This is a genomic window from Candidatus Tisiphia endosymbiont of Stenodema calcarata, assembly GCF_964030695.1.
Classification (GTDB): Bacteria; Pseudomonadota; Alphaproteobacteria; order Rickettsiales; family Rickettsiaceae; genus Tisiphia.
Map to the genome: position 1 here is coordinate 1394553 of NZ_OZ034911.1, position 26343 is coordinate 1420895.

Below are 26343 nucleotides of genomic sequence, written 5' to 3' on the forward strand. Positions count from 1 at the left end.
AGTAATGTACTGAGGTGAAAAAAAATAAGCAATCCTGCAAAAATAATGAGAACAGATATTAGTGGAGCATAAAAATCTGTTATATTTATTAATAATTAATAGGAATCATAATGTTTGCTGGCAAAAATGAAAGCCGCCTTGAATTTTTGCCAGCTCATTGTTTATGCATTCTTTTAAAAATTGTATTAACAATTTTTAAAAGAATGGGAGAATATATGCAACAAGAGCAATTTGTATATTCGCAAAAAAATAACTTCTCAGGTGGTGAGCTAACTCCCACCATTGAAGGGAGAACCGAGCTGGCTTTGTATCAGAACGGAGTTAAGAAGTTGATTAACTTCATGCTGCTGCCATCAGGTGGCATTATGCGTAGACACGGTACACAATTTGTTCACTTGTTCACTGATAATGTGCCAAAGAAAATGGCAGCAGTAATGTTCTCAAGGAAATTATCCTACTTGCTGGTTTTTGAATCGCATCAGCTAGAAACTCGTTGCTTATTCTTTGTTGGTGGTGAATTGTTGTTAACTAGTAAAGTTATACAGGATGAAGGGCAAAATTTTCATTTTCGTCCTAAGGATTTTTCTTATGTAGTGTTTCAAGGAATTGCTTATATTTCTTTTGGCGATAAGAGACCAATCTTTAAATTCTCCATTGACCCGGAAATTGTCGAGCAATTTTACCAACATATTGAAGAGCAGGCAAGAAAGAGACAGGTAGAATATGGTGAAAGAGCTGAGATAGCGTCCAGTAGCAGCTATGAGCTAGCCAGCAATTTCCCTAACAAAGATAAGATGTTTATCATTGAAGCATTGAAATGTCATGTTAACTATTTTTCGACAGGACGAAGTGACCAAAGAGAACGCTTAATACAAAAACCTTTTAATGAAGTAATCTACGGAGCAGAGGTAGACAAAATTAACGATGAGCTAAAAGCTATTCACCAACGAGCAGCTAGCCAGTCAGCTGGACAAAGCAATATCTACCAAGCCAATAAGGAGAAGTTATATTGTACTTCAGTGGTTACTTTTGAAAACCGATTATGGTGCTTTGGGGTTAATAAAAATATTCATTCAATTTGGGCAAGTTATAAGGGAGATTTTAGTGATTTTAGGATGGCATATAGAACCTTACTAGAAGCACGAAACCCATTAACCGCTTTTTCAGCAACTTTCTCTTCATCTACTTTTGATAATGTCCTGTGGTCAGTACCTTTTGCTGATGAATTATTATTAGGTACTAGTGATGGCATTTATTTAGTCAAAGAAGGAGATCGAGCTAAGGGGGAATTTGTCAAAATCCATAAAGAGATTGAGTTACCGATATCACCACTGAAACCAGTAGTAATCGGTAAGACTATCTTCTTTGTTGAAGGTAATGGCTGTAAAATAAATAGTTTGTATTATTCCCAAGAAAAAGGTGGTTTTCAGATATCAGACATCACTGCCTATGCTGAGCATATATTTGCTGGTGGTATCAGACAAATTGTCGGCTGTAATAGCCCATTTTCAATGGTAGTGGCAGTGCTAAAAAATGGCTCTTTTGCTAGTTTTATCTATTCGCATGATTTAAAAATTATGGGCTGGTCACAACATTGGCTAGGTGGTAATGGTCAAGTATTAGGCATCACGCCAATCTATGCTGAAAGTAGCGATATGTTATATTTGCATGTTCGGAGAAGTGATGATACTGGTAGAAGCAGCAAGGAATATCTAGAAGTGCTGCAAACTCGCTATTTTTCTGCCAATAATTTTGTGATGGACAAAGCAGTATATGCCGATTGTCATGTTAATATCCAACAGCCGGGAGAGAATGCCGCCTACCGTTCAATCATACAAGCATTAAAAGACGACAGTGCTTATGAGTTTAGAGGTGATATAACAAAATTAGAGCATATTGTACAAGCTCAAGCAGAAACTATTCTAAGACTTAAGCTAGATAATGTTAGTGATTGTTTTAAATACAAAAATAGGCTGGTTGCTAATTATGATGAACATAGAGCAGAGATAGAGAATTTTTTACAAAAATATTATCAAAATTATTTACCGAAGATTATGAATATTTTGGCGGTATCTTTTGCCTATCATCGAATATTCTCGCGTATTTATGCGGAGTTAGACAATCTATTTTTAAATAATCCTGAAAGTTTTGTTACAATCGAGCAATTATTATATGACGGTGAGCGGCTTGGTGGTGATATCATTGAAGCCGTGGAGCTACTAAATGAAATAGATGTACCAGCTATTTTAAGAGATGGTGGTTTGATGGAATATTTGCCTAATAGTGCTTTTTCTTTTCGTCCAACTATTTGTGTACAAATAAAAAAGCTAAATACCGAACTAATTAGGTTCATTGCTGGTACGGTGCAAGATATTATGGCAACTGCTAAGCAAAATATTGATCTGCAATTTGAAATAAGTAGAGAAATACAAGAGATGCGACTAGCGGTTAGCCGCATCAATAAGAAAATATTGCTATATTATGCCGAGCAGGATAGTGGTAAAAAATCCGGACTGCTAGTTAATTTACAAAAGTTTTTTGCCAAAACTAGAGTGGATTTTTACCGGGAATTGCTAAATATCGCTCATCCGGAACTGACTCAATATATATTTGGTGAGCAAACCAAACAATTAATTGACCAGCAAATTATTGGATTTAATCAACATACTAGTAAGCAACAAATAAATGATAAACTATCAAGCATTACTAATCAGTTAATCGATAAATTACAACAAATACATAGTGATAACAAGATTAATGAACTTAGTAACTCCAAAAGACGAGAAGAAATAGTTGAATGCTTAAGGAGTATCATACTCGATAAACCATTAAGCAAAGATGTTAGGGAATATATTCTATCTGATATTTTTAGTCAAACTATCGATGGAATTGTAGATGAAGTACTAAACAGAATTGCCCCAATAATGGGCGGAGATCGTAAGTCCTCATTATCGTCCTCTAGAGCATCGATATATAGCGAAGAAGGTTATACTGAGGCATTAGCGAGTAGAATATTTGAGCAAATGCAAGAACTCAAAGAAGGGCTAGCTTATTTGCAGCGTAACATTATTGAGTATTGTCAGTTAATTATGCCGAGCTTTCATCCAGCTTTACTGAAAGATATCCTTGAAGATGAGAAGAGCATAAAATTAGAGAAATATTTACTATTATCAAAAAGATATTTTCCAGTTTTTAAAAAACTATTTCCTGATATTGGTGGGTATGAATTAAGTAGTATAGCTCGTAACTGCCTACCATCATTCCAGCAAATCAATATTGCCACTATATTACCAATCTTTCAGAAAATTGCTGTATCTATTATTGGTGATGAGGAATTACATGATTTAAGGATTATCGATAATGAGCTGATTAAGCTAAAACATCCAGTAAGACATTTGTCGGTAGGTTTTCCTTATTCTTCGATATTACAAACTTTTCCCCTAATATTCCCGGATGAATACGAGCATGCTCCGAAAAAAGACGCTGAATTAGGATTAAAAGTCTTTAATAGTAAAGGTGGTTATATTGAAGAAAGGTTAGATAATGGACAAATAGACAGGCAACATATTAATAGTAGATATGTAGATAGTGATGCGTTGATTAGATTGGTGAATGATAAGAAATATTTAACAACATCAACAGCTACTAAAGAAGTATGTGACTTATTTGCCACTCCTTACCAATCAGGCTGGGTGAATTTTATTATGCACGGAGAAATTAAAACTGATATTGATGTGACTTTTAAGGTCGATAAGCCTTATCCAGTTAGTATATTAAAAATCTATGCTAAAGCAAAGATTTTACCAAATTACAAGGGTAATTGATGAACAAGCAAGAGACCCCTACAACAGAGGGGTCTCCGACCGAGTTCCCCTGACTTCCGCAGATTTTTTGATATTAGTTGTTATAAGTGGCATTAGTAAGGAGGTGAAGTGGTACTCTCGTTCTATTGTGCCTAGTAGATATTTTATTATTGACTTTAACTGCGATGTTGTTTATTATTTAATTAATTGAATATAGCCCCATATTTTATAGCCCTAATATGTACATACGTCGTAAAAAAAGTCCTAATAGTCCAAGGCAATCTATCCAAATAGTAGAAGGTTATCGTGATAGTAAAGGTAACGTCAAACAGCGTATAGTACGTCATTTAGGAGTCTTCGTAGATGAAGTAGAAGAAGCTAAATTAGTCGCTCTAGCACAAGATTTGATTGCCAAGATTAAAGCTGAGAGAGAAGCTGCAACTGGGCAGGGGAATTTGTTTACTGATGATACTAACGAGGTTAAAAGAGGTCGTCCAACTAACAAGCTGTTAAAAGATATTCTACCTGTTAACGAAGTAAAACTAAATGAGGTTGTAGAAGTCAAGCGAGTTGTTGAAGGAGTGCATCAAATAGGGGGGCATGTTTATGATCAAATGCATTTTAACCAGTTACTAGCAAGGAAACGTGACGCTGGGATGCTGAAGGATTTAGTGTTAGCCCGTATGGTAAGACCAAATAGTAAAAAAGGGATAGTTGAGTATTTAAGCGATCAATTTGACAGGCATCATGATCTAGATGCTACTTATCGGATGATGGACAAATTACATGAGCAAATACCTAAAATTAAAGAATTATGCTTTAAAAACACCCTAACCCTGATTCCTAATAAAGAGATTAGCCTAGTATTTTTTGATGTCACTACACTATACTTTGAATCAGTAGAAATAGATGAGCTAAGAGCCTTTGGCTATAGTAAAGATCATCGCTTTAATACTACGCAATTAGTTCTTGCCCTAGCAACTAATGAGGATGGACTGCCACTGGGGTACGAATTATTTAGTGGCAACACTGCAGAAGTTAGTACGTTAATTAAAGCAATAAATAGCTGGCAAGCGTATCTTAAAGTTAAAGATGTCTGTTTTATTGCTGATCGTGCAATGTTTAGTAAAGCTAACTTGCAAGCTCTCGATGAAGGTGGTTATCGTTATATTGTGGCAGCAAAGCTTAAAACACTCAAGAAAGAAAAGAAAGAAGAAATATTATCAGAGGAAAACTATAAGCCTACTGTTATAGGCAATGATCTTACTTGGATTGCCGATCTAGAGCATGATGGTAAACGTCTAATTACCAGTTATAAATCTAAAAGGGCTATTAATGATGCACAGGAGCGACAAAAAATTTTAGATAAAATTAATAAGACTATTGGTGAGTCTGGTAGTACTAAAAAACTTATATCTAATAGTGGAATAAAAAAATATACTTCTAGTGAAAATGGCAAGAGCTATATTGACGCAGAGAAGATAGAGCAGGATGCGTTGTGGGATGGCATACATGGGGTAATCACCAATGACCAAACTATAACTCCACATGAAGCAATAGCAAAATATGCTAGATTATGGGTAATTGAAGAGCAATTTAGAATCAATAAACATAATTTACAAATGCGTCCAATTTTTCACTGGACTAAACAAAGGATAGAAGCACACATAGCTGTGTGTTATATGAGTTTTGCAGTGCTTAAAACTATAGAATACAAGGTTGCTCTGACCCAAAAGATCAGTGTAACTAACATCGTTGAATTATTAATATCAGTACAGGCTTCAATCTTAAGACATACAAAGACTGGTGATCTTTATAGACTACCAAGTGCAATAAAAAACGAAGCTAGAAAAATCTATAAAACCTTTAACATCAAACGTTCAGACCATGCTGCAATATATTTAAAATAACAAAATAATGTTGTGCCTAAATTTTAAAAATCCCAGCACTATGACCCTTCTAAGCTTATGCCTTATTAAAAAATGCGGAAGTCGGGAGCAATCATCTCTTCGGTAAGTGTTGTATCTTCGATCGTGTCGTGTAGTAAACTGGTAACGATCATGTTAGTGTTAAACAATTGGTGAACTGCTTGAGTTGTATAGCTAGCAAACATATAAGCTACTTCAATCGGGTGTGAGTAATATGGTTCACCCGATTGCCGCATTTGACTACCATGATATTTCTTAGCATAATAGATAGCTTTGATAATTTCTTTGATATCTACTGGGTGAGTTACTTTTTCATTTAGTAAAATCAATTTACTAAGTAATTTAGCAGAATATTCGCAAGATTTAAACTTTATCTGCCAATTGTCAATATCTTCCATGAAATGCCTCTTTCGTTATTTTAATTCTACATTAAATTACACTAATATTGCCAATGATTTTGTTATATTTCTTAAGAATTATTTTGGAATTTACGCCAAAGATTTTCAATCGCCTGCTCATAAGCAATGAGTTCTGATATAGTCCAATTAAACTGGTTAAAAATATCATAGGCTTCATTTATTTCATCATTAATAGCAACTGTATTAAGTCTCTCCTCATAAAATAACTTTCTTAATTTTTCTTCCTGCGTTTTTTTATATTCTTCATGGTTGGCAATGCCAAATTCGGCTATATTATGCATCCTTCTAGTCCGTATTTGTATTTCTATGTTACGGTCATAGATATCAGCTATAACTACGAGATGCAAAGAACGGTAACCATTATCCTTAGGATCAGCAATATAGTCTTTAGTCTTTCCCATATTAACAGGATAGATATTGTAAAGAGTAACCAATACTTCATAACAGTCATATTGTTTATTCACAATAATCCTAAAACCAATTAGGTCAGTTAATTTTTTCACCTCTATATTCTTCCTTAACATCTTTTTTAAAGCAGAATAAGGGTCTTTTAATCTGTAATGTATTTCAGCTGCTACCCCATTTCTACTTAGGTTAGTCCTAATATTAGCTATAATGTTACGTAAATCGTTAGCAGTAGCACCTTGCATAATTAATATTATACTCTATACTCACAATCTTTAATGTTAATAACTAACAATTGGTTTGTCAATTATCAGCAATTAATTGGTTAATAAATTAATACATATTTGTCATAAAAGAGTCATAAGCTATTATTCTGCCATTCCATTAGATAATTTGGAGAACAAATATACTTTAAATATAAAGCCATATTATACTAATAATAGAATACTTGCAATAGTTTGTTATATTTATTTCCAAAAAATATTTGTGGTTGATTTTTAACATCGTTAGTCATAAAATTAACTCCTGTTTTTTTTTGCGAAAAATAGACACTGAGGTTAGATTGTAATTTGATAGATTGTCTTCTAACCTCAGTGCTTGATGCCACCCCACGTGGCATCCTATTTCCATATCCTATCATTGTTCCCAATATTGTAGTTGCTCTTCCCCTAATATAGTGTTAAACCACCGACAAACTACCAATCAGTTTTTTGTCGTGGATATCTAGAGCCTTAATTAACAGCTCTACTTCATTACCTATCGTTTCCTCTTTAAAATACATTGTTATTTTGCTGACAACTTTATTAGACTCTAGAATTTTTATTAATTCCATTGCTCTATTATTATTTATATACTCATAACCAAAGTCTATCTCTTTGATGGCTCTATTAATTTCTAGAGCCTTAAAAAGTCTAACAATCCCAAAATCATAAATCTTATTGCCCTCAAGTTCTATGTACTTTATAGTGCGATTTTTTGCTAGAAAGCGTGCTAGTATAGCTGCACCATAATGATCAATATTGTTACATTTAAGCTTTATACAATCCAATGTGCTATTAGTCTTTAGTCCTTTGATAAGCAGACTTATTCCTTTACGACCAATATTGTTGCTGTTAAGATTTATTTCACTTAAAACTTTATTATGTTGCAAAGCTTTGCTAAGCAGCCCCACCCCTTCTGCTCCAATTCTAGTATTTGCAATATCTAGAGAGGCTAGGGTTTCGTTATGTTCGAGAAGATTACTTAATGATCGTACTCCTTCTACACCAATATTGTTACACGCAATATCCAGTATCTCCATAGACTTATTATGTTTTAGAGCCTTGGCAAGCTCTCCTACTCCTTTTGCTCCTATATTATTTTCAGCAAGAGATAGCCTATATATACTATTATTATTCTCTAAAAACATAGCTAAGCCTTCTGCTCCACCATCTTCAATATTATTTCCATCAAGATTTAGTACAGTTATATTATGGTTTTTTAAAGCTTCTGCAAGTCGGCAAGCTCCCGTACCGCCAATATTGTTATCTATTTGGGTTATAGTATTATTGCCTTTCATCGCTTCTGCAAGTTTACATATACCACTATTGCCAATGTTGTTCTCGCTAATATCTATTGTAGTTACAGTGTTATTATTTTGCAAAAAATCCGCAATTAGCTCTATTCCATCATCGTCAATCGCATTGTTGCAAAGATATAGGCTCTTTACTGTGTTATTGTTCCTCAAAGCTAGGATAAGTCGCTTTACACCACTAGTACCAATATTACAGCATTCAATATCTATATCGGGTACATTTTCACCAGCTTGTAGTTTTTCAAGAAGTTCATAAAAGTTATTAATTTTAACAAGTTCAGTCATAATATTTATCCTCCAAATTTATTAGATATTTTTAACGGTTATTAGTCATATTGTTATCATTATTAAGCTCTTCAGTTGAAGATAGTGTTACTGGCACTTGCAAAGTAAAAGTTGTACCCTTACCTTGCAGACTACTAATCTTAATTTTACCATTCAGATCACCAATAAATTGTTTGACTAGACTTAAACCTAGACCTAATTCTAAAGTTGATTCTGAGTTTGAATCCGTCGCTAATTCCTCGCCACTAGCTTTGCTAGTCAAGTTACTAAAGGCAGAACTATCAAGACCATTTAATTGCTTATAGATATATTGTTGCTGTTCCTCAGACATACCAATACCTGTATCATGAACAATGAATTGTAAAGTATCTTTGCTCTCTATAGCTGCTTCTCCACCTCCACAATCTTTATCAATTTGTGATAGTATAGTACTTGCTGGAAAAAAATTGGTAGTTACGACAACTCCGCCTTTTTCAGTGAAATTAATGGCATTAGTAATTAATTGGGTTAACATCGCCTCAAGTCGGTAACTATCAACAATGAGGATATTTGGGATATTACTGTAGAAATTATCTGCAATCCTTATACCTTTACATTTAGAGGTTAGTCCTAATTTAGTAATAACTCTGTCTACTAATTTCCTAGGGTTGGATTTATTAGGAATCATCGGTACTAAGGCTACTTTTGTGGTAGCAATTAAGTGTGAATGGCACTGAGCAAACTTTAGCATAGTTTCGCTGTACTCCATTTGCATTCTCGTACAGTTGATAATATCAATTATAGAATGCTTTCTAACGTAATCTTTGTCTGATTGTATCTTGAAATAAGTCTTTAAAGAACTAGAGTAAAAGCAAGGAGTGATACCGATCGTGTGATAGGTTAAAAGAGACCGAGTGAATCTAAGGTACCTCCTTGCAGGTGAACTTAAGTAAAATACGAACGGTAGCGTGATCGGAAAAGATCGAATTTACAATCAAGTAACAAATACTTAAGTTAAAAGTAATTATATTAGAAAAGAGAATAAAAATGAATAATAAAGAAATATTTATAGGAATAGACGTCTCTAAGGAAACCCTTGATATTTCAATTGCAGGTAAACACTATAAAATAGCTAACAGTAAGGAAGCTCTATCAACCTTTTATAATAAATATATCATGGGTTGCAAAGTTGTGCTATGTGTATTGGAATCTACAGGAGGTTATGAAAATAGTACCATGCGTATTTTACAAGAATATGGCGTACCTGTACACAGAGCTCACCCAAATAAAGTACATGTTTTTGCAAAAGCTAAAGGTCATTTTGCAAAAACTGATAAACTAGATGCTATCTTACTAGAAAGTTATGCTAAGTTTGTTGCTGAAGAAGAAAAAGGTGATGAATTCATATCTGAGCAAGAGCAACATTTGAAAGAGCTACGTTCCATGGAACATAATCTAGAAAATTATTTACATGCTAATAAATGCAGACTTGATCATACTAAAGGTAAAGCAAAAGTTTATCTTCAAAACCAAATTGATTTTACTACAAAACAACTTGTTGGAGTTAGAAAAGATATTGAACAAATAATAAATGATGATCCAGTTTTAAAATCCAAGAGTAATTTATTAACCAGCTATAAGGGTGTTGGTAAAAAGACAGCTAGTGTATTGTTGATAGAATTACCAGAGCTTGGAAAGTTTAATCACAAGCAAATTGCAAATTTGGTTGGGGTAGCACCTAGGACTTTTCAAAGTGGTAAAATGACAGGGAAGGCACACATTAATGGGGGCAGATTCTTTGTCAAAAAGGCACTGTACATGGTGGCTTTAGTTGCAGTTAGATATAACGAAAAAATAAAATTAGTTTATAATCGTCTTATTGCTGCTGGTAAATCTGCAAAAATTGCTCTAGTGGCGGTAATGAGAAAAATTATTATTTGTTTAAATGCCATGTTAAAAAATAATAAAGAATTTACTCTTGACTTTTAAGACGGTAGATTCAAGGAGTGTTGTAGCCTTGTCCCAAATGGTAATACCGAAAGTTTTTTTATTAAGCAATATATTGATTATGAAGTTGTGGTAGATGAAATTAGTTACTTGTAGATTTTTCTCGACTTGTTGTAGCTTAACAATAATGTCACTACTGATATTATTTGTTTCATCGTTACTTCCAGGGATTTTGTCACTGGTAACATTTTTTTTGATATTTTTTTTACAGGTAGATTTGTTTTCTTGTTGATTTTTAATATCCCTCGTCATACAATGAACTCCTATTTTATTCGTTAAAGTAGACACTGAGGTTAGAGGAAAATTTTGTGATTTAAGTTCTAACCTTAGTGCTTAACATTTACATTATTGTAACGTCGTCTTAACAAATACTATCATTTTTCCGCAGAGTAAAGGGGAATTTTCACTATTAGTAATTTTTTTCAAAATTTTTTTGAATAGTGTCAATCTAGTAACATTAACTAAAATTGTCATTATGGTTGCTGGCTAAAAAGCTGATAAGAGAGCCATAATTTAGTTAGTTGCTGATATATACTCTTCTTTTCTCAAGAATTGACTTGGCAAAATTGCAGACTATTTGCTTAGTCTCAACATGTTGTTTTACTTTCCAATTATTCAATTTATTTCAGTATACTCACAAATTCTTGTGGTAGTTTTGTGGTATTTATGATACAATGGACAACTTATTTTTTAGACTGTCTATTTAGTTCAATTGTTAAGATTATTTCATAGCTAAGCAATACCAATTATATTATGCCTAATACCACGACTAAGCCCAAACCATTCATCTATTGGGTTGGCGGCAAGAGGAAAATTGTCGATCAGTTAATAGACCGCCTTCCTACTTCTCTCTCGTTCAATAATTATTACGAGCCTTTTCTTGGCGGTGGGGCGTTGTTCTTTAAAATCAAAGATAGATTCAAACAATGTTTTTTATCTGATATTAATTTAGAATTAATTACCAGCTATAATATGGTAAAAAAGAATCCAACAGCAGTAAATGATTTATTGTCCCAACACAAAGCACAGCACTCAAAAGAATATTATTACAGTGTACTAAACAATTAAACAATGATAACAGCAATGACCCTACTAACATCACTGCTCGATTTCTTTATTTAAATAAATATTGTTTCAATGGTATTTATTGTATCAACAAAAAGGGCAAGCTTGGCTTGCACTTTTCTACTCACAACTATGGTATTTCTCATTTTAAGAAAAGGCTAAAACAATGCAGTAGCTTTCTAAGTGATACCGTAATTTACGTCACTGATTTCTCATTTATCGAACCTAAGGAAAATGATTTTGTCTATTTTGATCCGCCTTATCATAAGGCTGGAGAGAAATTTTATACTCGATTGCCCTTTAATGAACAGGAACAAGTCAGGCTAAGAGATTTTGCCAAGGAACTCACTAGCAAAGGGGTAAAACTAATGATTTCTAATAGTAATACTGACTTTATCCGAGAAATATACCAAGATTTTACCATAAATACTGTTGACATTAAATACACCATAACCGGACAGAAAGTAAATGTACAGAAAGAAATCGCCAAAGAGCTTATCATTACTAACTATGAATAAGCTTAAGTAGCTATGCTGTTTACTCAACATATACTCAGCATTACTCTTGCGTTTAAGTATATTTAACATCTCTTATCTGTTGCATCAATTCTTCAATCATTTTTTGCTGTGCTTTAATCTGTATTTGCAATGCCTCAATAATATTATTAAATTGAACATTATCAGTAATTTCTTTTGTTTCTTTTGGCAGAGCTACTTTATTTTCTGTAAAAAATTCTGTGTCTTTCAGAATTTTGTCGAATGGAATCGCAGCTTTGTTCTGAAACTCTCTAACTTGCTCCTTAGCTATAATATCATATACTTCTGTTGACCTTTGATCCTTATGACCTAAAGCCTCACCTATTATCTCTCTATTTGCTCCAGCTTTACGCATCCAACTACCATGTGTTCTTCTTAAGTCATGTATCCTTAAGTCGTCAATACCCGCTACTTTACAAATTTTCTGCCAAGCCTCCTGTGGGACTGCTATGTGACCACTCTTACTATCTTTATGGCTACTTGGAAATACCCATACTGATTTATTATTATTTTCTTGTTGTCTTCTTGTCAATATGCTTAGGGCAGAGTTCACTAAATGAACTCTTTGTGTTTTATTATTTTTAGCAATCTTAGCTGGTATAGTCCATGTCATGTTTTCAAAATTAATATCCTGCCATTTCATAGATAAAACATTACTTCTCCTAGCTCCAGTAAATAATAGCATTAAGATAGCATCTGCAGTTATACTAGTACATTCTGCAATAACTGTCTTAATAAACTTTGTCAATTCCTCTATGGTTGCAATATATCGTGTTCTGACATTTTCCGGATTTCTTTCAATATCCTTTGCTGGATTCTTCTCTAACATTTCCCATTTAATACCCCTATTGAACATCGCACTAAATAACTTAACAAAGTCGTTAGCACTATATAGACCTCTATTATTGCTAATATCATTAAACGTTTTCTGAATATCAGCCCTTGTTACAGTAGCTATTTTCATGTCATAATAATCTTTACCTAATCGTTTCATTCTAGCAATATCATTTTCCCAGCCTCTATTTCTACGTTTACAGTGTTCTTCAATATAATGTTTATCAAAAAACTCTTTAACGGTTAATTTGGTTAATTTATCATCTATTGGATTATTTGTTAGTTCGGCTGGTTGATTATCTATTTGATTATTTGCAATAGCTAATTTTTCAAGAGGGTTAATGCCTCTTGCTATCTGTCTTTTTAGTTCAGCAGCTTTATTTCTTGCCTCTGCTACCGACATATAAGGAAATTTACCTAATCTAATTGCACGACAACGACCTTTCTTCTCTACTGTTTTACGTAAGTAAAAAGTCTTGCTTGTGTTCACAATAAGATACAAGCCCTTTTCTTTGGTATCATTATAAAAATCTGTTTTAGTTTTAGAAAGAATAATTTTGCTTACAGCTTGTTGAGTAAAATTTAAGTCAAAAGTTGTCATATACTTACCTTAATTATATTATTAATTTCAATAGCGTTTGCACTGATGATGTTATTGGTATTTTTTATTTAAATTAAGTAGTTTTTTATTGATTTCTAATATAGGAGGGCATAGAGTAAAATCCTGTTTTTTGTTTTGCGAAAAATAGACACTGAGGTTAGAGTAAAATTTGATAGATTGTCTTCTAACCTCGGTGCTGACACTACATCACGTAGTATCGTCTTGCATAAATACAATTATTTTTCCGCAGAGTAAAGGGGATTTTTTAATAAAATTAAAAAGTTTTTTAGGCTCTTCAGAATAATGTTAATCTAATAACAGGCAGTAAAATTGTTATTATAGTTTTCGAGGGTTAACATTTTTGCTGTTCTGAACTTTCAGTTTGGTAGTTTTGGTTATTGTATTTTTAGGAAGATGAAATGAACTGGTGTCATATATCTAGGCTCTGAACAAAATTCAAATTACTCTATTTTAACTTTTTAGCTGCAAATTATAAGATTTTTTTGAAATAGGATAACTATTATGGCAAAAATCTTATTAATTTTCGCTTAAAAATACTCAAAATATAGACAATTTAAATTTTGTTCACAGGGGCTAGATAAACTAAATTGTTACATAATTATTTAATATAATTATATAGCAACATTAACATTAATTAAGTACTTAAATTAACCTATTTTTGTTGACTATTATAATAATAGTACAACTAAAAGTATGATTATAAGAACACTATTTTTATAGTGATTTTTTTGGGATTTTCCTCAATTTTCACGAAAAATTGACTAATATATTAAGTCGAAATAATTGCTAAAATGTTAATTAAAATTATAGGAGAAAAGCTTATGAGTATTAGGGCTTCAATGGTACAAAACAATAGCAAAAATAGCACCACTGCGATGGTGCAAAATTTTTACTACATTCTAGCCAGTTTTGGATTAAAATTAAAAATTTTAATCCAAAACTAAGGTTTTAAATAACCTTGGCACTATATAGCTATGTAACATTAGACCTTTGTTTGTAAGATTAATATGACCTTTATCACCTAATCCCTCATCCCACCTAAGTAAACCTAGCTCTTTATAGTATGTTGCCTTTCCCATATCTAAAATCTCAAATAATTGTTTACCAGTTCTTTTCTGTATACTATCAATAGTTATACCCTTTTCAAGACGTAGTCCCATCATCAACATTTCTTCAATTATTTCTTGCATAGAAAGTTTATTAATCTGCTGAATACCACATCCTAAACTATCTACAGCTTGTAACCATTTTTCTGGTTTATGCCACATCATGATACTATAGAGATTAGATGTAAAATTACTATCACACATGTTAACCCTACTGTGGCTACCCGGACCTATACCTAAATAATTGTCATATTGCCAATATGTCAAGTTATGCTTACATTCATGACCTAATATAGCATAATTTGATATTTCATATCTAAGATATCCTTGAGACTTTAAATAGCAGTTAGTCCACTCATAATGGTCAGCTGCTTGATCTGAGTTTGGTATAGTCAGATTTCCCTCGTTAAACAATTTATAAAATAACGTACCCTTTTCGATTACCAGTTGATACAGTGAGATATGACCTGAGGCAAGTTTCATGGCATTGGTAAGTTCATCTTGCCAACTTTCTAGAGTTTGGTTACTTCTTGCATAAATTAGGTCAAAAGATATTCTAGGGAAAAGATGGCGAGCTATTTCAATAGCTTTGATTGCTTGCCCTACATCATGTTGTCGTCCTAAACTCTTTAAGTCATCTTCCACTAGAGACTGGACGCCAATTGACACGCGGTTTATTCCAGCTGATCTAAAGTCCCTAAATTTTTCAGTCTCAAATGAAGTGGGATTTGCTTCTAAAGTAATTTCTGTTTGCTCATCTATTATTGCTAAATTTGCTATTTTTTTAATTATTCCTTCAACAACAAATGGCTTCATTAAAGATGGAGTTCCACCTCCAAAGAAAATAGATTTTATATATTTATGACCTATAATATCCTTGAAATGATCAAGCTCTAGTTCATAACATTTCAACCATGTATCATGATCTACTTTATCTACAACATGAGAATTAAAATCACAATATGGACATTTTGACAAGCAAAACGGCCAGTGTATATATATCGATAAAGGATTTTTCATGTTTATGCTTAGTTGAACATTACTTAAGCTCATCTTTTACTATAGTCAATTGATGAGAAGTCGGTAGCGTCGTCTTCGTTCGCTCGCCTATTACATATAGGCGTCGCTCCATCGCTCCTGCTACCCAATCCTCCTGAATTGACTATATCACTACTTCCAACCCCTTTATTAGACCTCTTTTGAAACTCGCTTATGCGCAAGGGTGTGAAGGAGACGCGGAACCTCGACCCGCAGCGTACTCTAATGTACGTGAGGAGCAGAGTACCGGTATCACGTACAAATCACCAGCAGAAGTAGAGTTTCAAAAGAGGTCTATTATATCTCTTCAAATTGGTCATGCGTAAACAATAGTAGCATGTTAGCATCGATATGTTCTTTGAGAGGTGGATAGGTGATCAGATCATAAGATTGTACATCTACTTTAACCGGTAAGTTACTGTCATTAAGTAAAGTAAATATACGATCAAGGGTTTTTTCATCAAGCGAACCATAAATAACTATATCAATATCAGAATTAGGACGATAAGAACCAGTAGCACGCGAACCAAACAAACCAACTCTCTCAATTTGTTTTGAGAAGGGCAACAAAATATTACGCAGTATGTTTAACTGTTCCGTACTTAATCCATGATTAGATATGTTTACTTTCATCTACCATCTCTTCTTCTGCAAATTTCAGCATCACCAAATACATGTTCTCCAATTCAGGATAATAATCCTTTTCAATATTTATAATAATCTGTTCAAATTGTTTGAAATCGTAGGTATGTGACATCTTATTACGGGAATCTAAAGCATTCATCCATACTTCACCATTCTTAATCAAATTAGCGACAATAGCTGCCTTAAGTACGGTAGCTGGGGTAATGGTTGATAGTATCACCCCCTTATATTCTAGGTAGTCTTTAAGTACGTTCCATGTCAATTCCCACGTATATTCAAAACGCTGCACTACTCCTTCCATCTCTAATTGACTTATTTTGCGTTCTCGCATTGTGTACATCGCCTCACGTAGCAAAGCAAAAGCACGTTTAAAATTATCAAAACGATATAGCCAGCGAGGAGTTTTTATACTAGTAAATGTGGTCATGTTAGTTCATTTCTTAATAATTTTCATTATACATTATTTTCTTTAGAAATCGATCGAAGAAAATGTATAGTAATACTGATTATCTTTCAAAATAGAATTAATAATTTAATTCCAACTAATGATAGACCTAATACTAAATTATACCATGATACCATGTTAATTCTATTTTGAAAGATAATCAGTATAACTATCTCAGAAGCCAATATCGTACCCCAATCTGTCAATTTTTGTCCGCGGCTCATCTTCGAGATAAATATGAGCAGAAATTATGCTATAGAACGTGAGTATTATGCGACGAGTGGAGTGTAGAATTAAATTCTCGTTACTGACTACATTTTTTCACCTGTGGAATTTTATAATAAAGAAATACTGATAAAAGTGTACTTTAATGACAAGAGTTTTTATTTGAAACAAAACAATGGTAATACACATAAGAAGCATTATGTTGACTAATTTTTAGTATGTCAAGTAGAAAAGTGATGTTTACATGACTACAAACTTCATACCAAAACCACTGCGAACCTGATTCTTTAGACGTTTCAAGCACTTTTTCGTCTCGAAGATGAGCCGCGGATTCAATTGATGAATATGTAATTAAAACTTTTTTTGAGGCACTCTCACCGATAGAATTAAATGCTTATGAAGCCTCTTTAAAGGATAAGGATATTGAGACCCAGTCGGTGCTTAAAGCTCAGCAACAAAAATTAGAACGTTTGAGTTATCAAGCTAAATTAGCTGAAGCACAATTTAATCTAGAGATATTGGCAAACAATTACCCACCATATGGAGTAAGCAAGAATTATCTCACAAACAACGTAAAGAATTTTTACGCTGCCTTATTGATAAAGTTGTTGTTCATCGTCAAAAACGTGATACTATATCTGTACGGATTGTATGGAAAGGTGGTGATACAACAACAACGTCAATTAATGTTCGTGTAGGTTCTTTTAAAGAATTATCATCGTCACAAGAAATAGAGAAAAAATAATCGCCCTAAGTCAGAAAGGTATAAATGATGAATCTATTGCTCAACAATTAACTGCTAAAGGTTATCGTTCACCTATGAAACCCTATGTAATACCCGGCACGGTACAAACTATTCGTCTCAAGCACCGGCTATTACAAAAAGAATCACAATCTCATCAATTACGCAAAGAAGGATTTTTATCTGTAACTCAAGTCACCCAAAAAATAGCTGTAGATAGACACTGGATTTATGATAGGATTCATAATGGTCGAATTAAAGTATCTAAAAATACTGAAACAAACGCTTACTTGTTCCCCGACCATTATGACACAATTAAATTATTTAATCAGTTAAAAAATGCTCACCTTTATGATGTGGATTTTAGAAAGGAGTATCAACATGCCTAATCAAAAGCTCCTTTAATGTCAGCATCTAAAATCCATGGTCTATTTGAACCACTTCTTGTAATACAAAAGATTTTCTGTATTGCGTCATGAGTTCCGCGACTAGGTCTGAAACCATAACTAGAGCCTTCAAATTTTACTTCCCAATAAGGTTCAAGTGCAGTCTTAACAATAGATTGTCTACAACGGTCAGCTATTGTAGGTAGTCCAAGAGGGCGTTCTTTGCCATTCTCTTTAGAAATATATACTCTCTTAACAGCTTGAGATTGCGGTTCTTTCTCTTGGGAAAGTTTATTATACAATAATTTCCTTTCCTTATTTGAAATTGCCACAAATCCATCTATACCGGGAGTATTTTTGCCGGAGTTTTGTAAGGTTACTTTCCTGATAGCTTGTAATTTATTAGAGTGTGATCGTAATATCAACTTTTGTAAATTACGCACTTTCTTTAAGTCTCCTTCTTCAGTAGCACGATATAAACGTTGTCTAAGATTGTTAACCATGTTATTGACTTCTTTCCATTTTATGGAATTCCATTCAAAATCTTGATTTTGTTGTGTTACATTTGCCTTCTTAAGCATCTAACTTTTCCATAACAATTAGCTCTCTTTAACAAAATTTTATCGTAGGATCACCTAGGTTCTTATATCTTTAAATTATGATATAAGTAATTGTAAGAGGGTGACTTGATAGGTTCTTGATTGAAATAATCGTGCACAGAATAAGTACCCTCTTACAAGGTTTGCTTTGAACAAATTGCAGAAGGTGCTGGAAGCAGCAGCCTTGCACAATAAGATGAACGAGATTATATCATGAGTAAAATAATAGGTCTAGATGTAAGTAAAAAATGGTTAGATATATGTTTATATGAGTCTAACAATAAACCGATATATAATCGTTTTTCCAATGATAAGTTAGGGCATGAAGAACTGATAAAATTAATAAAAGAGCAAGAAATTAAGATAATAGTATGTGAGCCTACTGGAGGTTATGAAGCAGAGATTTGCCAAGAATTGTATAATAATAAGCAACAGATACATAAGGTCAATACCTATAGTTTTAATTCATTTAGTAAATCGGTGAATTTGTGTAAAACTGATAAGAAGGACGCATTTAAATTAGCATATTATGGCGATAAGATGCAACTTACAGCTAATTATTTATATCAAGTTGAATCAGAGACTTTGAAGAGATGTCAGCAAAGGCGAGAAGATTTAGTATTAATGCTTAGCAATGAAAAGAAGAGGCTACATCATAGTATTGATGGCATTGATAAAGAGAGTATAGAAAAACTCATTAAATTTTTACAGAATGAAATAGCTGAGCTTGATAAGAAATTAAATGAGGTAATAGATGAATCAGAAGAGTTGAAAGAGAAGGTAAAAATATTAGAGAGTGTGCCTGGTATTGGTAAATGCGTAGCTAAAAAACTAATTAGTTTTTTACCTGAATTAGGAAATAAAAATTATAGTAGTAACGAATTGTCAGCAATTGTGGGGATAGCTCCTTATGCTCGTGATAGTGGTAATAAGCAAGGACGAAGATTTATTAGAAGTGGCAGGAAAATACCACGAGATGCTTTATACATGGCGGTATTGGCGGGGAAAAATGGTGTCAAAAATAGTTTTCAATATTTAAAAGCTTTATATGATAGGCTTGTTAACAATTTTAAACCTAAAAAGGTTGCTATAGTTGCGTGCATGCGTAAACTACTTGAAGTGTGCCATAAACTTATTCAACAAAAACGTTGTTTTGTTATTTAGATAAATATTTTTTATTTTTTTGAAAATTTAGATAAAAGATAATTGCTGTTGACAAAAATTATAGTTAGGAAAGAGGAAAGAAAGTTGCCATAGTAAGAAGAAATGGTATACACAACAAGAATGAAGAAAAAATGAGACAGTTTATTGAAGCAATATGGTTTATTGTTAGAACAGGTTGTCAATGGTGTCTTCTACCTGACGATTATGGTTGTTGGTACAGTATTTATCGCAGATTTAAGAGATGGGTTGATAAAGGTATATGGGATGCTTTAATGGATTATGTTAAAGTAGATGCAGATATGGAATTGATTATGATTGATACAACTATTATAAGAGCACATGCTTGCTCATCTGGATATATCAAAGGTAATCAAGAAGAAGCAGCTTTAGGTAGAAGCAGAGGTGGTTTTAGTACTAAAATTCATGCCCTTGTTGATGCCCTTGGTAATCCATTAAAGTTTATACTAACTGCTGGGCAAAGAAATGATATAACTCAAGCGAGAAATCTTACTCAAGATGTTCAGAATACGACTGTGATAGCCGATAAAGGATACGATAGTAGTGCATTTGTAGAAAGTTTAGAAAATAAGGGGTGTGAGATTATTATACCACCAAAATCTAACCGTAAAGTACAACGTGAATATGATAAACATACTTATAAGGAACGACATTTAATTGAGTGCTTATTTGGTAAAATCAAACATTTTAGGCATATATTTTCTAGATTTGATAAAGCTCCAGCCACTTTTTTAGCTTTTCTAAATTTCGTTGGAACTTTAATATGGTTACGTTAAAATTTTTGTCAACAGCAATTATCTTTTATCTAAATTTTCAAAAAAATAAAAAATATTTATCTAAATAACAAAACAACGTTTTTGTTGAATAAGTTTATGGCACACTTCAAGTAGTTTACGCATGCACGCAACTATAGCAACCTTTTTAGGTTTAAAATTGTTAACAAGCCTATCATATAAAGCTTTTAAATATTGAAAACTATTTTTGACACCATTTTTCCCCGCCAATACCACCATGTATAAAGCATCTCGTGGTATTTTCCTGCCACCTCTAATAAATCTTCGTCCTTGCTTATTACCACTATCACGAGCATAAGGAGCTATCCCCACAATTGCTGACAATTCGTTACTACTATAATTTTTATTTCCTAATTCAGGTAAAAAACTAATTAGTTTTTTAGCTACGCATTTACCAATACCAGGCACACTCTCTAATATTTTTACCTTCTCTTTCAACTCTTCTGATTCATCTATTACCTCATTTAATTTCTTATCAAGCTCAGCTATTTCATTCTGTAAAAATTTAATGAGTTTTTCTATACTCTCTTTATCAATGCCATCAATACTATGATGTAGCCTCTTCTTTTCATTGCTAAGCATTAATACTAAATCTTCTCGCCTTTGCTGATATCTCTTCAAAGTCTCTGATTCAACTTGATATAAATAATTAGCTGTAAGTTGCATCTTATCGCCATAATATGCTAATTTAAATGCGTCCTTCTTATCAGTTTTACACAAATTCACCGATTTACTAAATGAATTAAAACTATAGGTATTGACCTTATGTATTTGTTGCTTATTATTATACAATTCTTGGCAAATCTCTGCTTCATAACCTCCAGTAGGCTCACATACTATTATCTTAATTTCTTGCTCTTTTATTAATTTTATCAGTTCTTCATGCCCTAACTTATCATTGGAAAAACGATTATATATCGGTTTATTGTTAGACTCATATAAACATATATCTAACCATTTTTTACTTACATCTAGACCTATTATTTTACTCATGATATAATCTCCTTCATCTTATTGTGCAAGGCTGCTGCTTCCAGCACCTTCTGCAATTTGTTCAAAGCAAACCTTGTAAGAGGGTACTTATTCTGTGCACGATTATTTCAATCAAGAACCTATCAAGTCACCCTCTTACAATTACTTATATCATAATTTAAAGATATAAGAACCTAGTTTAAGTCAGCACCCTTTCGAATTAGCTTACATTAAGCATATCCACCCAGTTATTTATTCCTGTTACCTTTCAGTTGGTGACATTCGCTTTTTAAACCATCTTTTGCCCACTAAATATATATTCTCAATACATTATTAGGTTTACCATGTTCCACACAAAAGAAATACATCGAGTAGGTTGCCTTCTCTATACCGGGGGAATGGCATCTTCCTGAAAAGAGAACATTATCTTTTCAGCATTTATTATCTAAAATTACCCCATTAATATGTAACAGTTGGTTTTATACTTCACTCGCTACGGTATTTTAAATCAAAGATTCACTTGCGTTCAACCTATTTTGATTTTGTCTTGCCTCCATTTTTTTTCCAACTAAATACTTTGGTTCGGCTTTCGCCCTTGCTTAGCACAAATTAGTTACCCGATTTGCACCAAAGGCGTGACAATAGGATTTCGATGCTGTCCTAATGCATATTTATGCATATTCTTTTGTGCAACTTCATGTCGCACATGTTCTATCAATGTGAAAATATAACATCCTGATCATTAAATTTAGCCGAAAATAATACATCCGAGCTACTACGAGTAAGCCTTGGTTCAATAAAGCTTGCGTTTTCTATTTTTAACGTAGACGTATCAATTATAGCCAGCACATCCTTAGGCAAATGAGTTTTAAGAAAATCATAAGCTACCATAGGATTTTCCATTGCTACTTTAACAATTTCATCATACTTCGGCTTCTTTGACTTTTTGGACTTCTTTGTGGTCTTTGTGATCAATAATAAAGAAGCCTAGCTAAAGAGCAAAAAGAATAGGCAGGGTTACTCTCAATAGGTATAATTGCCTATTACTTATTCAATAAATGATTTGCTATTAATTGACAAGCTTATTTTTCTATCATAATATTATTTCAAAAACAAATTTACTACAACTTCAAATATGCAATTTCAAGATACTAACGATTTACGTAAAATAGCCGATATTATCAAGAATTGCGTTGTCATTATCCAAGATTCTAGCGGTGCTAACGTACTAAATGTACGCTCCACTCCTCGACTTGGTAATTCCTGCTACTATTATGATTTTGATTCTATCGTCTATCAACTCTTCATTTACGAGCATTATAAATAGAAATACCCCCTCTTTAAATTATTCGAGTATACTGCAAAAACTTGAAGAGTTGGTAAACCAATTTTCAAGTTTTTGGGTAAAAAATAACCTAAATTTCTCTAGCACTAACCCATTGATAGAAGCTGCGATCACTAAATACTTGTCGTAAGAATTGGTTATTAAGAGCATGACTAGTTTTATAACCCGTGATATCAGCTATTAGATGACCTCCTGTAGTATATAAATCTCCAAACAGGTCGAGAAGTTTGTGACGCACGAATTCATCAGTATATCTTAGTCCATCGTGGTTCATTATAATATCTTGATCTATACCTATAGCGTTATCGAGAGATGCACCACGTGCTAAGCCCTTACTTTTTAAATATTCAAGTTCATGGATAAATCCAAAAGTTCTAGCATCAGCAATGTTATTTTTGAAAGACTCATTCTCTGAGAAGACTAAATTTTGCTTGCCAATAGCCTTACTAGCAAAATCTATTGTTATATCAACCGTCATGCTATGAGCAGGGCTAGCTACTAACTCGCAATCTTTGTGAATTGCCCTAATTTCTTTTAAGATTTTTAGGTATTTCTTTGGAGTATTTTGTAATTGTCTACCAGCACATTCTATCATAAAGACGAATGGTTTACTGCTACCATCCATTATCGGGACTTCAGGACCATCGATTTCAATTATTAAATTATCGATTCCACATCCCCAAAGAGCTGCCATTAAATGTTCTATAGTTGAAACATAAATATGATGTTCATTTTTTATGGTAGTAGATAAAGAAGTTTCTGAAACATTTAAACAACTAGCTTGAATAAAATTTATCTCTTGCCTTACATCAGTTCTGACAAAAACAATACCGGTATTTTCTACAGCTGGTCTTAAAGTCATCTGAGTAATGTTACCGGAATGAACGCCCACACCATAACAACTTACTGGGTTTAGTATTGATACTTGCATTGGTTAATTTTACTAACATTTTAGAAATTCAACTTATTTTAATGCCTTAAACAACTACATGCAAGTTACATTATGTTACAAAATATTTCATCAATCTATATACTGCTCGTAAATGAAGAGTTGATAGACGATAGAATCAAAATCATGATAGTAACGCGAATTCGGGATAAGAATTAGTTAATTCTTATCCCGAATTGGCTTTAATATAAGGAAAGATGCATTCTTAAAGCGTCTAACACGAATGCATTTTAAACCTTTCTAAAGCTAAAAACATGATTTTAAAAAATTAAAATCATGTTTTTAGCAAAATATTAATTTAACAATCAGATGCAGAGCCGTCTCAAATCTGATTGTTGCGATAATTTCACCGAATTTGGGATAAGAATTGACTAATTCTTATCCCGAATGGGGGTATAGTAGCAGGAATTACCAAGTCGAGGTGCTAGGTGTACATTTAGTACATGAGTACGCGAGTTCCTGATATTTTCAAAAAACAATTCTCCAAAGCAAAAGAGTATATCTTACTCTGTTGAATCTGGAAGTCTGTTCTTCAATATAAAAGGTAGTTGTAGTAAAAAGAAAATGATTGTTACAGGTATTGCTCCAAATATTTTAAATATAACCCATGTAGATTCTGCAAAATTACGCCATATTATTTCATTTAACACTGCCATGAACAGTAAAAAAGCAGCAGATCTATAGCTTAAAATATTCCAGTTCTTATCTTCAAGTTGGACAAAATGATTAAACATATATTTCAAAAAGGCCTTATTTCTTATGGCACTGATAAAAAATATACTAGCAAAAATTACATATAGAATAGTTGGTTTGATTTTGATATACATAGAGTTACCACTAATCAAAACTATACTAGCTGAAACTAATAACACTCCAGAAGATATTAAGGAGGATTTGGAAACTTTGCCTTCTATAAGATAACACAAACTAACACAAATAATTGAAGTAATAAGTATATATAACGTCGCACTTTGTATACTACCACCATAAAAATAGCCAATAAAAAAAGCTATAAGCGGAGCAACTTCTGATAAAAAATTAATCATAAATAGTTTTATTTCTCTGTTACTGCTTTTGTGTGTCTGATTTTTATTTGTATTAAGATATTAATTAAACCTAGAGTACAAACATAAAAAACAACTTGTAATCCATTAGGTCTAGCAATATATCCAGTAATCATTTTTAGGAATTTACCATAGATACTTCTGTCAGAAATGAGCCAAGAGCTATCCCAAAGCTGGTCGGATAAAATAGTAATAATCCCTGAAGAACTCAATATACCAGCAGCTTCTGCTGCAAAGCCACTAGCAACAAGCATTAATAAAATGGAAGATATACGAAATATATATTGTTGGTTTACTATTTTTATTAAACCTAAATAGATAATGACACCCAAAGTTAGACCACTGACTATACCAATAATTAATCCTAATAGATAGCTATTACTGTCAATAATTTCGACTGAAGAAATACTATAAACTAATATAATAATTTCCATTCCTTCTCGAAGAATAGTTGCCGCAACAATCAGTACTAGCATTATATAACTACTATCACCGCTACTAATTTTTACAGACAAATCATTAAGATTTTGTTTTATCTTAATACCATAACCTTGCATCCATACTATAGTCCAACCAATTAATGCAACTGTTAATAGAATGATTCCAGAGTTAAATATCTCATCACCTAGACCACTAAATGCTACGGTTATACTACGAGTAAAGAAAGCAAATAACGCAGCAGAAACTGTACCAAGCATGACTCCAGCAATTATATAAATTCTAGATTTTTCTAATTGTTTTGTCACAGCAAGTATTACACCAAGCAACAAAGCTATTTCTAGGCATTCCCTGAATACCACTAATGCTATTTTAAACATCTAAACCTAAATAAATTTAATTAACAATGAGAGACCCTTGTGCTGTCTCTTGATGAAAGTCTCCAAAAAAATCATATTTACCCGGGGCTAAAGGGGCAAGGATGATATTTATAGAGTCATTTGGCATAATAATCTTTTCGCGGTGCAGATCATGACTCTCAAACTCTTCTACTGTACTATCTTGGTTGTGGATAGTAAAACGAATCTTCTTACCACTTTCTACTCTAATAATATTTGGCTCAAATCTATGATTCTTTATAACCGTTACAATTTCTACTATATTAGTATCTACATCATTCTTAGATGTGCTTCGATGACTAATTGCAAAAATTATTACACCTATCAATAGAATAATACCTCCAAAAAATTGAAGGATAGTTTTTTTTTCCATAGTTTTAACTTGAAAGCTTTATTAAAGTTACAAAATACACCAATACAATCATAGCTACAAGCACATATAACAGAGTGTAGTTTTTTTGTTTTTTATGGTTCTTTATTTTTTTGGATAAATTCATAAGCACCCTCCCTATATTATACAATATATTAGATTTCCACTAAGTCATCAAGGATCAAATAT

General features: G+C 32.7%; 25 protein-coding genes and 1 pseudogene. 9 read left to right on the top strand and 17 right to left on the bottom strand.

All coding sequences use genetic code 11. The features are described from left to right. Window positions 1-110: 110 nt before the first annotated feature. Both ACQH1W_RS06615 and ACQH1W_RS06620 read left to right on the top strand, forming a co-directional pair. On the top strand, window positions 111-3824 hold the full coding sequence (locus ACQH1W_RS06615) for a hypothetical protein (protein ID WP_375332707.1): 3714 nt from the start codon (window positions 111-113) through the stop codon (window positions 3822-3824). 218 nt (window positions 3825-4042) lie between these two features. Further along, window positions 4043-5713: an IS1634 family transposase gene (locus tag ACQH1W_RS06620; RefSeq protein ID WP_375332706.1), complete on the top strand. Its 1671-nt coding sequence runs from the start codon at window positions 4043-4045 to the stop codon at window positions 5711-5713. A 65-nt stretch (window positions 5714-5778) separates the two neighbouring features. Here the strand turns inward: ACQH1W_RS06620 and ACQH1W_RS06625 are convergent, their stop codons facing one another. The 5 genes from ACQH1W_RS06625 to ACQH1W_RS06645 form a co-directional block, all read right to left on the bottom strand. After that, window positions 5779-6129 (bottom strand): HD domain-containing protein, encoded by a 351-nt coding sequence (locus ACQH1W_RS06625; RefSeq protein ID WP_375332705.1) that lies wholly within the window; start codon window positions 6127-6129, stop codon window positions 5779-5781. 71 nt (window positions 6130-6200) lie between these two features. Continuing rightward, window positions 6201-6800: a bifunctional (p)ppGpp synthetase/guanosine-3',5'-bis(diphosphate) 3'-pyrophosphohydrolase gene (locus ACQH1W_RS06630; RefSeq protein WP_375332704.1), complete on the bottom strand. Its 600-nt coding sequence runs from the start codon at window positions 6798-6800 to the stop codon at window positions 6201-6203. 188 nt (window positions 6801-6988) lie between these two features. Further along, window positions 6989-7195, bottom strand: coding sequence for a hypothetical protein (locus ACQH1W_RS06635; protein ID WP_375332703.1), 207 nt, complete (start codon window positions 7193-7195; stop codon window positions 6989-6991). Between the two features lie 39 nt (window positions 7196-7234). Next, the gene (locus ACQH1W_RS06640) at window positions 7235-8413 is read right to left on the bottom strand and encodes a hypothetical protein (RefSeq protein ID WP_375332702.1); all 1179 of its coding nucleotides are present in this window, start codon (window positions 8411-8413) and stop codon (window positions 7235-7237) included. Between the two features lie 31 nt (window positions 8414-8444). Further along, window positions 8445-9143 (bottom strand): sensor histidine kinase, encoded by a 699-nt coding sequence (locus ACQH1W_RS06645; RefSeq protein ID WP_375332701.1) that lies wholly within the window; start codon window positions 9141-9143, stop codon window positions 8445-8447. Window positions 9144-9439: 296 nt separating this feature from the next. Here ACQH1W_RS06645 and ACQH1W_RS06650 point away from each other — a divergent pair, with 296 nt between their 5' ends. Continuing rightward, window positions 9440-10381: an IS110 family transposase gene (locus ACQH1W_RS06650; protein WP_375332700.1), complete on the top strand. Its 942-nt coding sequence runs from the start codon at window positions 9440-9442 to the stop codon at window positions 10379-10381. Here ACQH1W_RS06650 and ACQH1W_RS06655 read toward each other — a convergent pair. Then, window positions 10346-10651, bottom strand: coding sequence for a hypothetical protein (locus ACQH1W_RS06655; RefSeq protein WP_375332699.1), 306 nt, complete (start codon window positions 10649-10651; stop codon window positions 10346-10348). The two genes, ACQH1W_RS06650 and ACQH1W_RS06655, sit on opposite strands and share 36 nt — an antisense overlap. Window positions 10652-11149: 498 nt before the next feature. Here ACQH1W_RS06655 and ACQH1W_RS06660 point away from each other — a divergent pair. Further along, window positions 11150-11982 (top strand): annotated as a pseudogene (locus tag ACQH1W_RS06660) (DNA adenine methylase). Between the two features lie 52 nt (window positions 11983-12034). On the opposite strand, the gene ACQH1W_RS06665 reads toward ACQH1W_RS06660, so the two are convergent. Next, entirely contained in the window at window positions 12035-13435 is a 1401-nt protein-coding gene (locus ACQH1W_RS06665; protein ID WP_375332698.1) for a tyrosine-type recombinase/integrase, read from the bottom strand. 950 nt (window positions 13436-14385) lie between these two features. Beyond that, on the bottom strand, window positions 14386-15582 hold the full coding sequence (hemW, locus tag ACQH1W_RS06670; protein WP_425361023.1) for a radical SAM family heme chaperone HemW: 1197 nt from the start codon (window positions 15580-15582) through the stop codon (window positions 14386-14388). Between the two features lie 179 nt (window positions 15583-15761). Between hemW and ACQH1W_RS06675 the strand changes: the two genes are divergently transcribed. Next, window positions 15762-15926: a palindromic element RPE1 domain-containing protein gene (locus ACQH1W_RS06675; protein ID WP_375332696.1), complete on the top strand. Its 165-nt coding sequence runs from the start codon at window positions 15762-15764 to the stop codon at window positions 15924-15926. Here the strand turns inward: ACQH1W_RS06675 and ACQH1W_RS06680 are convergent. Both ACQH1W_RS06680 and ACQH1W_RS06685 read right to left on the bottom strand, forming a co-directional pair. Continuing rightward, window positions 15898-16233, bottom strand: a complete 336-nt coding sequence (locus ACQH1W_RS06680) for a nucleotidyltransferase family protein (protein ID WP_341762737.1) — start codon at window positions 16231-16233, stop codon at window positions 15898-15900. The two genes, ACQH1W_RS06675 and ACQH1W_RS06680, sit on opposite strands and share 29 nt — an antisense overlap. Beyond that, window positions 16214-16672 carry a nucleotidyltransferase substrate binding protein gene (locus tag ACQH1W_RS06685; protein WP_341761750.1) on the bottom strand — a complete coding sequence of 153 codons (459 nt, stop codon included), beginning with the start codon at window positions 16670-16672 and terminating at the stop codon, window positions 16214-16216. The genes ACQH1W_RS06680 and ACQH1W_RS06685 overlap by 20 nt, the downstream gene beginning before the upstream one ends. Window positions 16673-17734: 1062 nt before the next feature. On the opposite strand from ACQH1W_RS06685, the gene ACQH1W_RS06690 reads away from it, so the two are divergent. Beyond that, window positions 17735-18046, top strand: coding sequence for a hypothetical protein (locus ACQH1W_RS06690; RefSeq protein ID WP_341762738.1), 312 nt, complete (start codon window positions 17735-17737; stop codon window positions 18044-18046). On the opposite strand, the gene ACQH1W_RS06695 is transcribed toward ACQH1W_RS06690, so the two are convergent. Then, on the bottom strand, window positions 18043-18624 hold the full coding sequence (locus ACQH1W_RS06695) for a reverse transcriptase N-terminal domain-containing protein (RefSeq protein WP_341762739.1): 582 nt from the start codon (window positions 18622-18624) through the stop codon (window positions 18043-18045). The two genes, ACQH1W_RS06690 and ACQH1W_RS06695, sit on opposite strands and share 4 nt — an antisense overlap. A gap of 231 nt (window positions 18625-18855) precedes the next feature. Between ACQH1W_RS06695 and ACQH1W_RS06700 the strand changes: the two genes are divergently transcribed. Both ACQH1W_RS06700 and ACQH1W_RS06705 read left to right on the top strand, forming a co-directional pair. Next, window positions 18856-19806: an IS110 family transposase gene (locus ACQH1W_RS06700; RefSeq protein WP_375332568.1), complete on the top strand. Its 951-nt coding sequence runs from the start codon at window positions 18856-18858 to the stop codon at window positions 19804-19806. Between the two features lie 131 nt (window positions 19807-19937). Next, the gene (locus ACQH1W_RS06705; protein ID WP_341762741.1) at window positions 19938-20600 is read left to right on the top strand and encodes an IS5 family transposase; all 663 of its coding nucleotides are present in this window, start codon (window positions 19938-19940) and stop codon (window positions 20598-20600) included. Window positions 20601-20660: 60 nt separating this feature from the next. Here ACQH1W_RS06705 and ACQH1W_RS06710 read toward each other — a convergent pair whose 3' ends face one another. Then, window positions 20661-21611 (bottom strand): IS110 family transposase, encoded by a 951-nt coding sequence (locus ACQH1W_RS06710; RefSeq protein ID WP_425360965.1) that lies wholly within the window; start codon window positions 21609-21611, stop codon window positions 20661-20663. Between the two features lie 693 nt (window positions 21612-22304). Continuing rightward, on the bottom strand, window positions 22305-22565 hold the full coding sequence (locus ACQH1W_RS06715) for an Rpn family recombination-promoting nuclease/putative transposase (protein WP_341762742.1): 261 nt from the start codon (window positions 22563-22565) through the stop codon (window positions 22305-22307). A gap of 160 nt (window positions 22566-22725) precedes the next feature. Between ACQH1W_RS06715 and ACQH1W_RS06720 the strand changes: the two genes are divergently transcribed. After that, entirely contained in the window at window positions 22726-22917 is a 192-nt protein-coding gene (locus ACQH1W_RS06720) for a hypothetical protein (protein ID WP_341761146.1), read from the top strand. Window positions 22918-23005: 88 nt separating this feature from the next. Here the strand turns inward: ACQH1W_RS06720 and lpxC are convergent, their stop codons facing one another. The 4 genes from lpxC to ACQH1W_RS06740 form a co-directional block, all read right to left on the bottom strand. Then, window positions 23006-23866 (bottom strand): UDP-3-O-acyl-N-acetylglucosamine deacetylase, encoded by an 861-nt coding sequence (gene lpxC, locus ACQH1W_RS06725; protein ID WP_341761145.1) that lies wholly within the window; start codon window positions 23864-23866, stop codon window positions 23006-23008. Between the two features lie 521 nt (window positions 23867-24387). Beyond that, the gene (locus ACQH1W_RS06730; RefSeq protein ID WP_341761144.1) at window positions 24388-24930 is read right to left on the bottom strand and encodes a septation protein A; all 543 of its coding nucleotides are present in this window, start codon (window positions 24928-24930) and stop codon (window positions 24388-24390) included. 8 nt (window positions 24931-24938) lie between these two features. Continuing rightward, window positions 24939-25766, bottom strand: coding sequence for an FTR1 family iron permease (locus tag ACQH1W_RS06735; protein ID WP_375330746.1), 828 nt, complete (start codon window positions 25764-25766; stop codon window positions 24939-24941). Between the two features lie 16 nt (window positions 25767-25782). Beyond that, a complete protein-coding gene (locus tag ACQH1W_RS06740) occupies window positions 25783-26157 on the bottom strand; it encodes a cupredoxin domain-containing protein (protein ID WP_375332691.1) in 375 nt (124 codons plus the stop codon). Window positions 26158-26343: the final 186 nt, after the last annotated feature.

Excerpts from the sequence above, each read along its gene's own strand:
- ACQH1W_RS06615 (WP_375332707.1), top strand. The coding sequence starts at position 111 with ATGTTTGCTGGCAAAAATGAAAGCCGCCTTGAATTTTTGCCAGCTCAT.
- ACQH1W_RS06620 (WP_375332706.1), top strand. The coding sequence starts at position 4,043 with ATGTACATACGTCGTAAAAAAAGTCCTAATAGTCCAAGGCAATCTATC.
- ACQH1W_RS06625 (WP_375332705.1), bottom strand. The coding sequence starts at position 6,129 with ATGGAAGATATTGACAATTGGCAGATAAAGTTTAAATCTTGCGAATAT.
- ACQH1W_RS06630 (WP_375332704.1), bottom strand. The coding sequence starts at position 6,800 with ATGCAAGGTGCTACTGCTAACGATTTACGTAACATTATAGCTAATATT.
- ACQH1W_RS06635 (WP_375332703.1), bottom strand. The coding sequence starts at position 7,195 with ATGATAGGATATGGAAATAGGATGCCACGTGGGGTGGCATCAAGCACT.
- ACQH1W_RS06640 (WP_375332702.1), bottom strand. The coding sequence starts at position 8,413 with ATGACTGAACTTGTTAAAATTAATAACTTTTATGAACTTCTTGAAAAA.
- ACQH1W_RS06645 (WP_375332701.1), bottom strand. The coding sequence starts at position 9,143 with ATGCTAAAGTTTGCTCAGTGCCATTCACACTTAATTGCTACCACAAAA.
- ACQH1W_RS06650 (WP_375332700.1), top strand. The coding sequence starts at position 9,440 with ATGAATAATAAAGAAATATTTATAGGAATAGACGTCTCTAAGGAAACC.
- ACQH1W_RS06655 (WP_375332699.1), bottom strand. The coding sequence starts at position 10,651 with ATGACGAGGGATATTAAAAATCAACAAGAAAACAAATCTACCTGTAAA.
- ACQH1W_RS06665 (WP_375332698.1), bottom strand. The coding sequence starts at position 13,435 with ATGACAACTTTTGACTTAAATTTTACTCAACAAGCTGTAAGCAAAATT.
- hemW (WP_425361023.1), bottom strand. The coding sequence starts at position 15,582 with ATGAAAAATCCTTTATCGATATATATACACTGGCCGTTTTGCTTGTCA.
- ACQH1W_RS06680 (WP_341762737.1), bottom strand. The coding sequence starts at position 16,233 with ATGAAAGTAAACATATCTAATCATGGATTAAGTACGGAACAGTTAAAC.
- ACQH1W_RS06685 (WP_341761750.1), bottom strand. The coding sequence starts at position 16,672 with ATGACCACATTTACTAGTATAAAAACTCCTCGCTGGCTATATCGTTTT.
- ACQH1W_RS06690 (WP_341762738.1), top strand. The coding sequence starts at position 17,735 with ATGAAACCCTATGTAATACCCGGCACGGTACAAACTATTCGTCTCAAG.
- ACQH1W_RS06695 (WP_341762739.1), bottom strand. The coding sequence starts at position 18,624 with ATGCTTAAGAAGGCAAATGTAACACAACAAAATCAAGATTTTGAATGG.
- ACQH1W_RS06700 (WP_375332568.1), top strand. The coding sequence starts at position 18,856 with ATGAGTAAAATAATAGGTCTAGATGTAAGTAAAAAATGGTTAGATATA.
- ACQH1W_RS06705 (WP_341762741.1), top strand. The coding sequence starts at position 19,938 with ATGAGACAGTTTATTGAAGCAATATGGTTTATTGTTAGAACAGGTTGT.
- ACQH1W_RS06710 (WP_425360965.1), bottom strand. The coding sequence starts at position 21,611 with ATGAGTAAAATAATAGGTCTAGATGTAAGTAAAAAATGGTTAGATATA.
- ACQH1W_RS06720 (WP_341761146.1), top strand. The coding sequence starts at position 22,726 with ATGCAATTTCAAGATACTAACGATTTACGTAAAATAGCCGATATTATC.
- lpxC (WP_341761145.1), bottom strand. The coding sequence starts at position 23,866 with ATGCAAGTATCAATACTAAACCCAGTAAGTTGTTATGGTGTGGGCGTT.
- ACQH1W_RS06730 (WP_341761144.1), bottom strand. The coding sequence starts at position 24,930 with ATGATTAATTTTTTATCAGAAGTTGCTCCGCTTATAGCTTTTTTTATT.
- ACQH1W_RS06735 (WP_375330746.1), bottom strand. The coding sequence starts at position 25,766 with ATGTTTAAAATAGCATTAGTGGTATTCAGGGAATGCCTAGAAATAGCT.
- ACQH1W_RS06740 (WP_375332691.1), bottom strand. The coding sequence starts at position 26,157 with ATGGAAAAAAAAACTATCCTTCAATTTTTTGGAGGTATTATTCTATTG.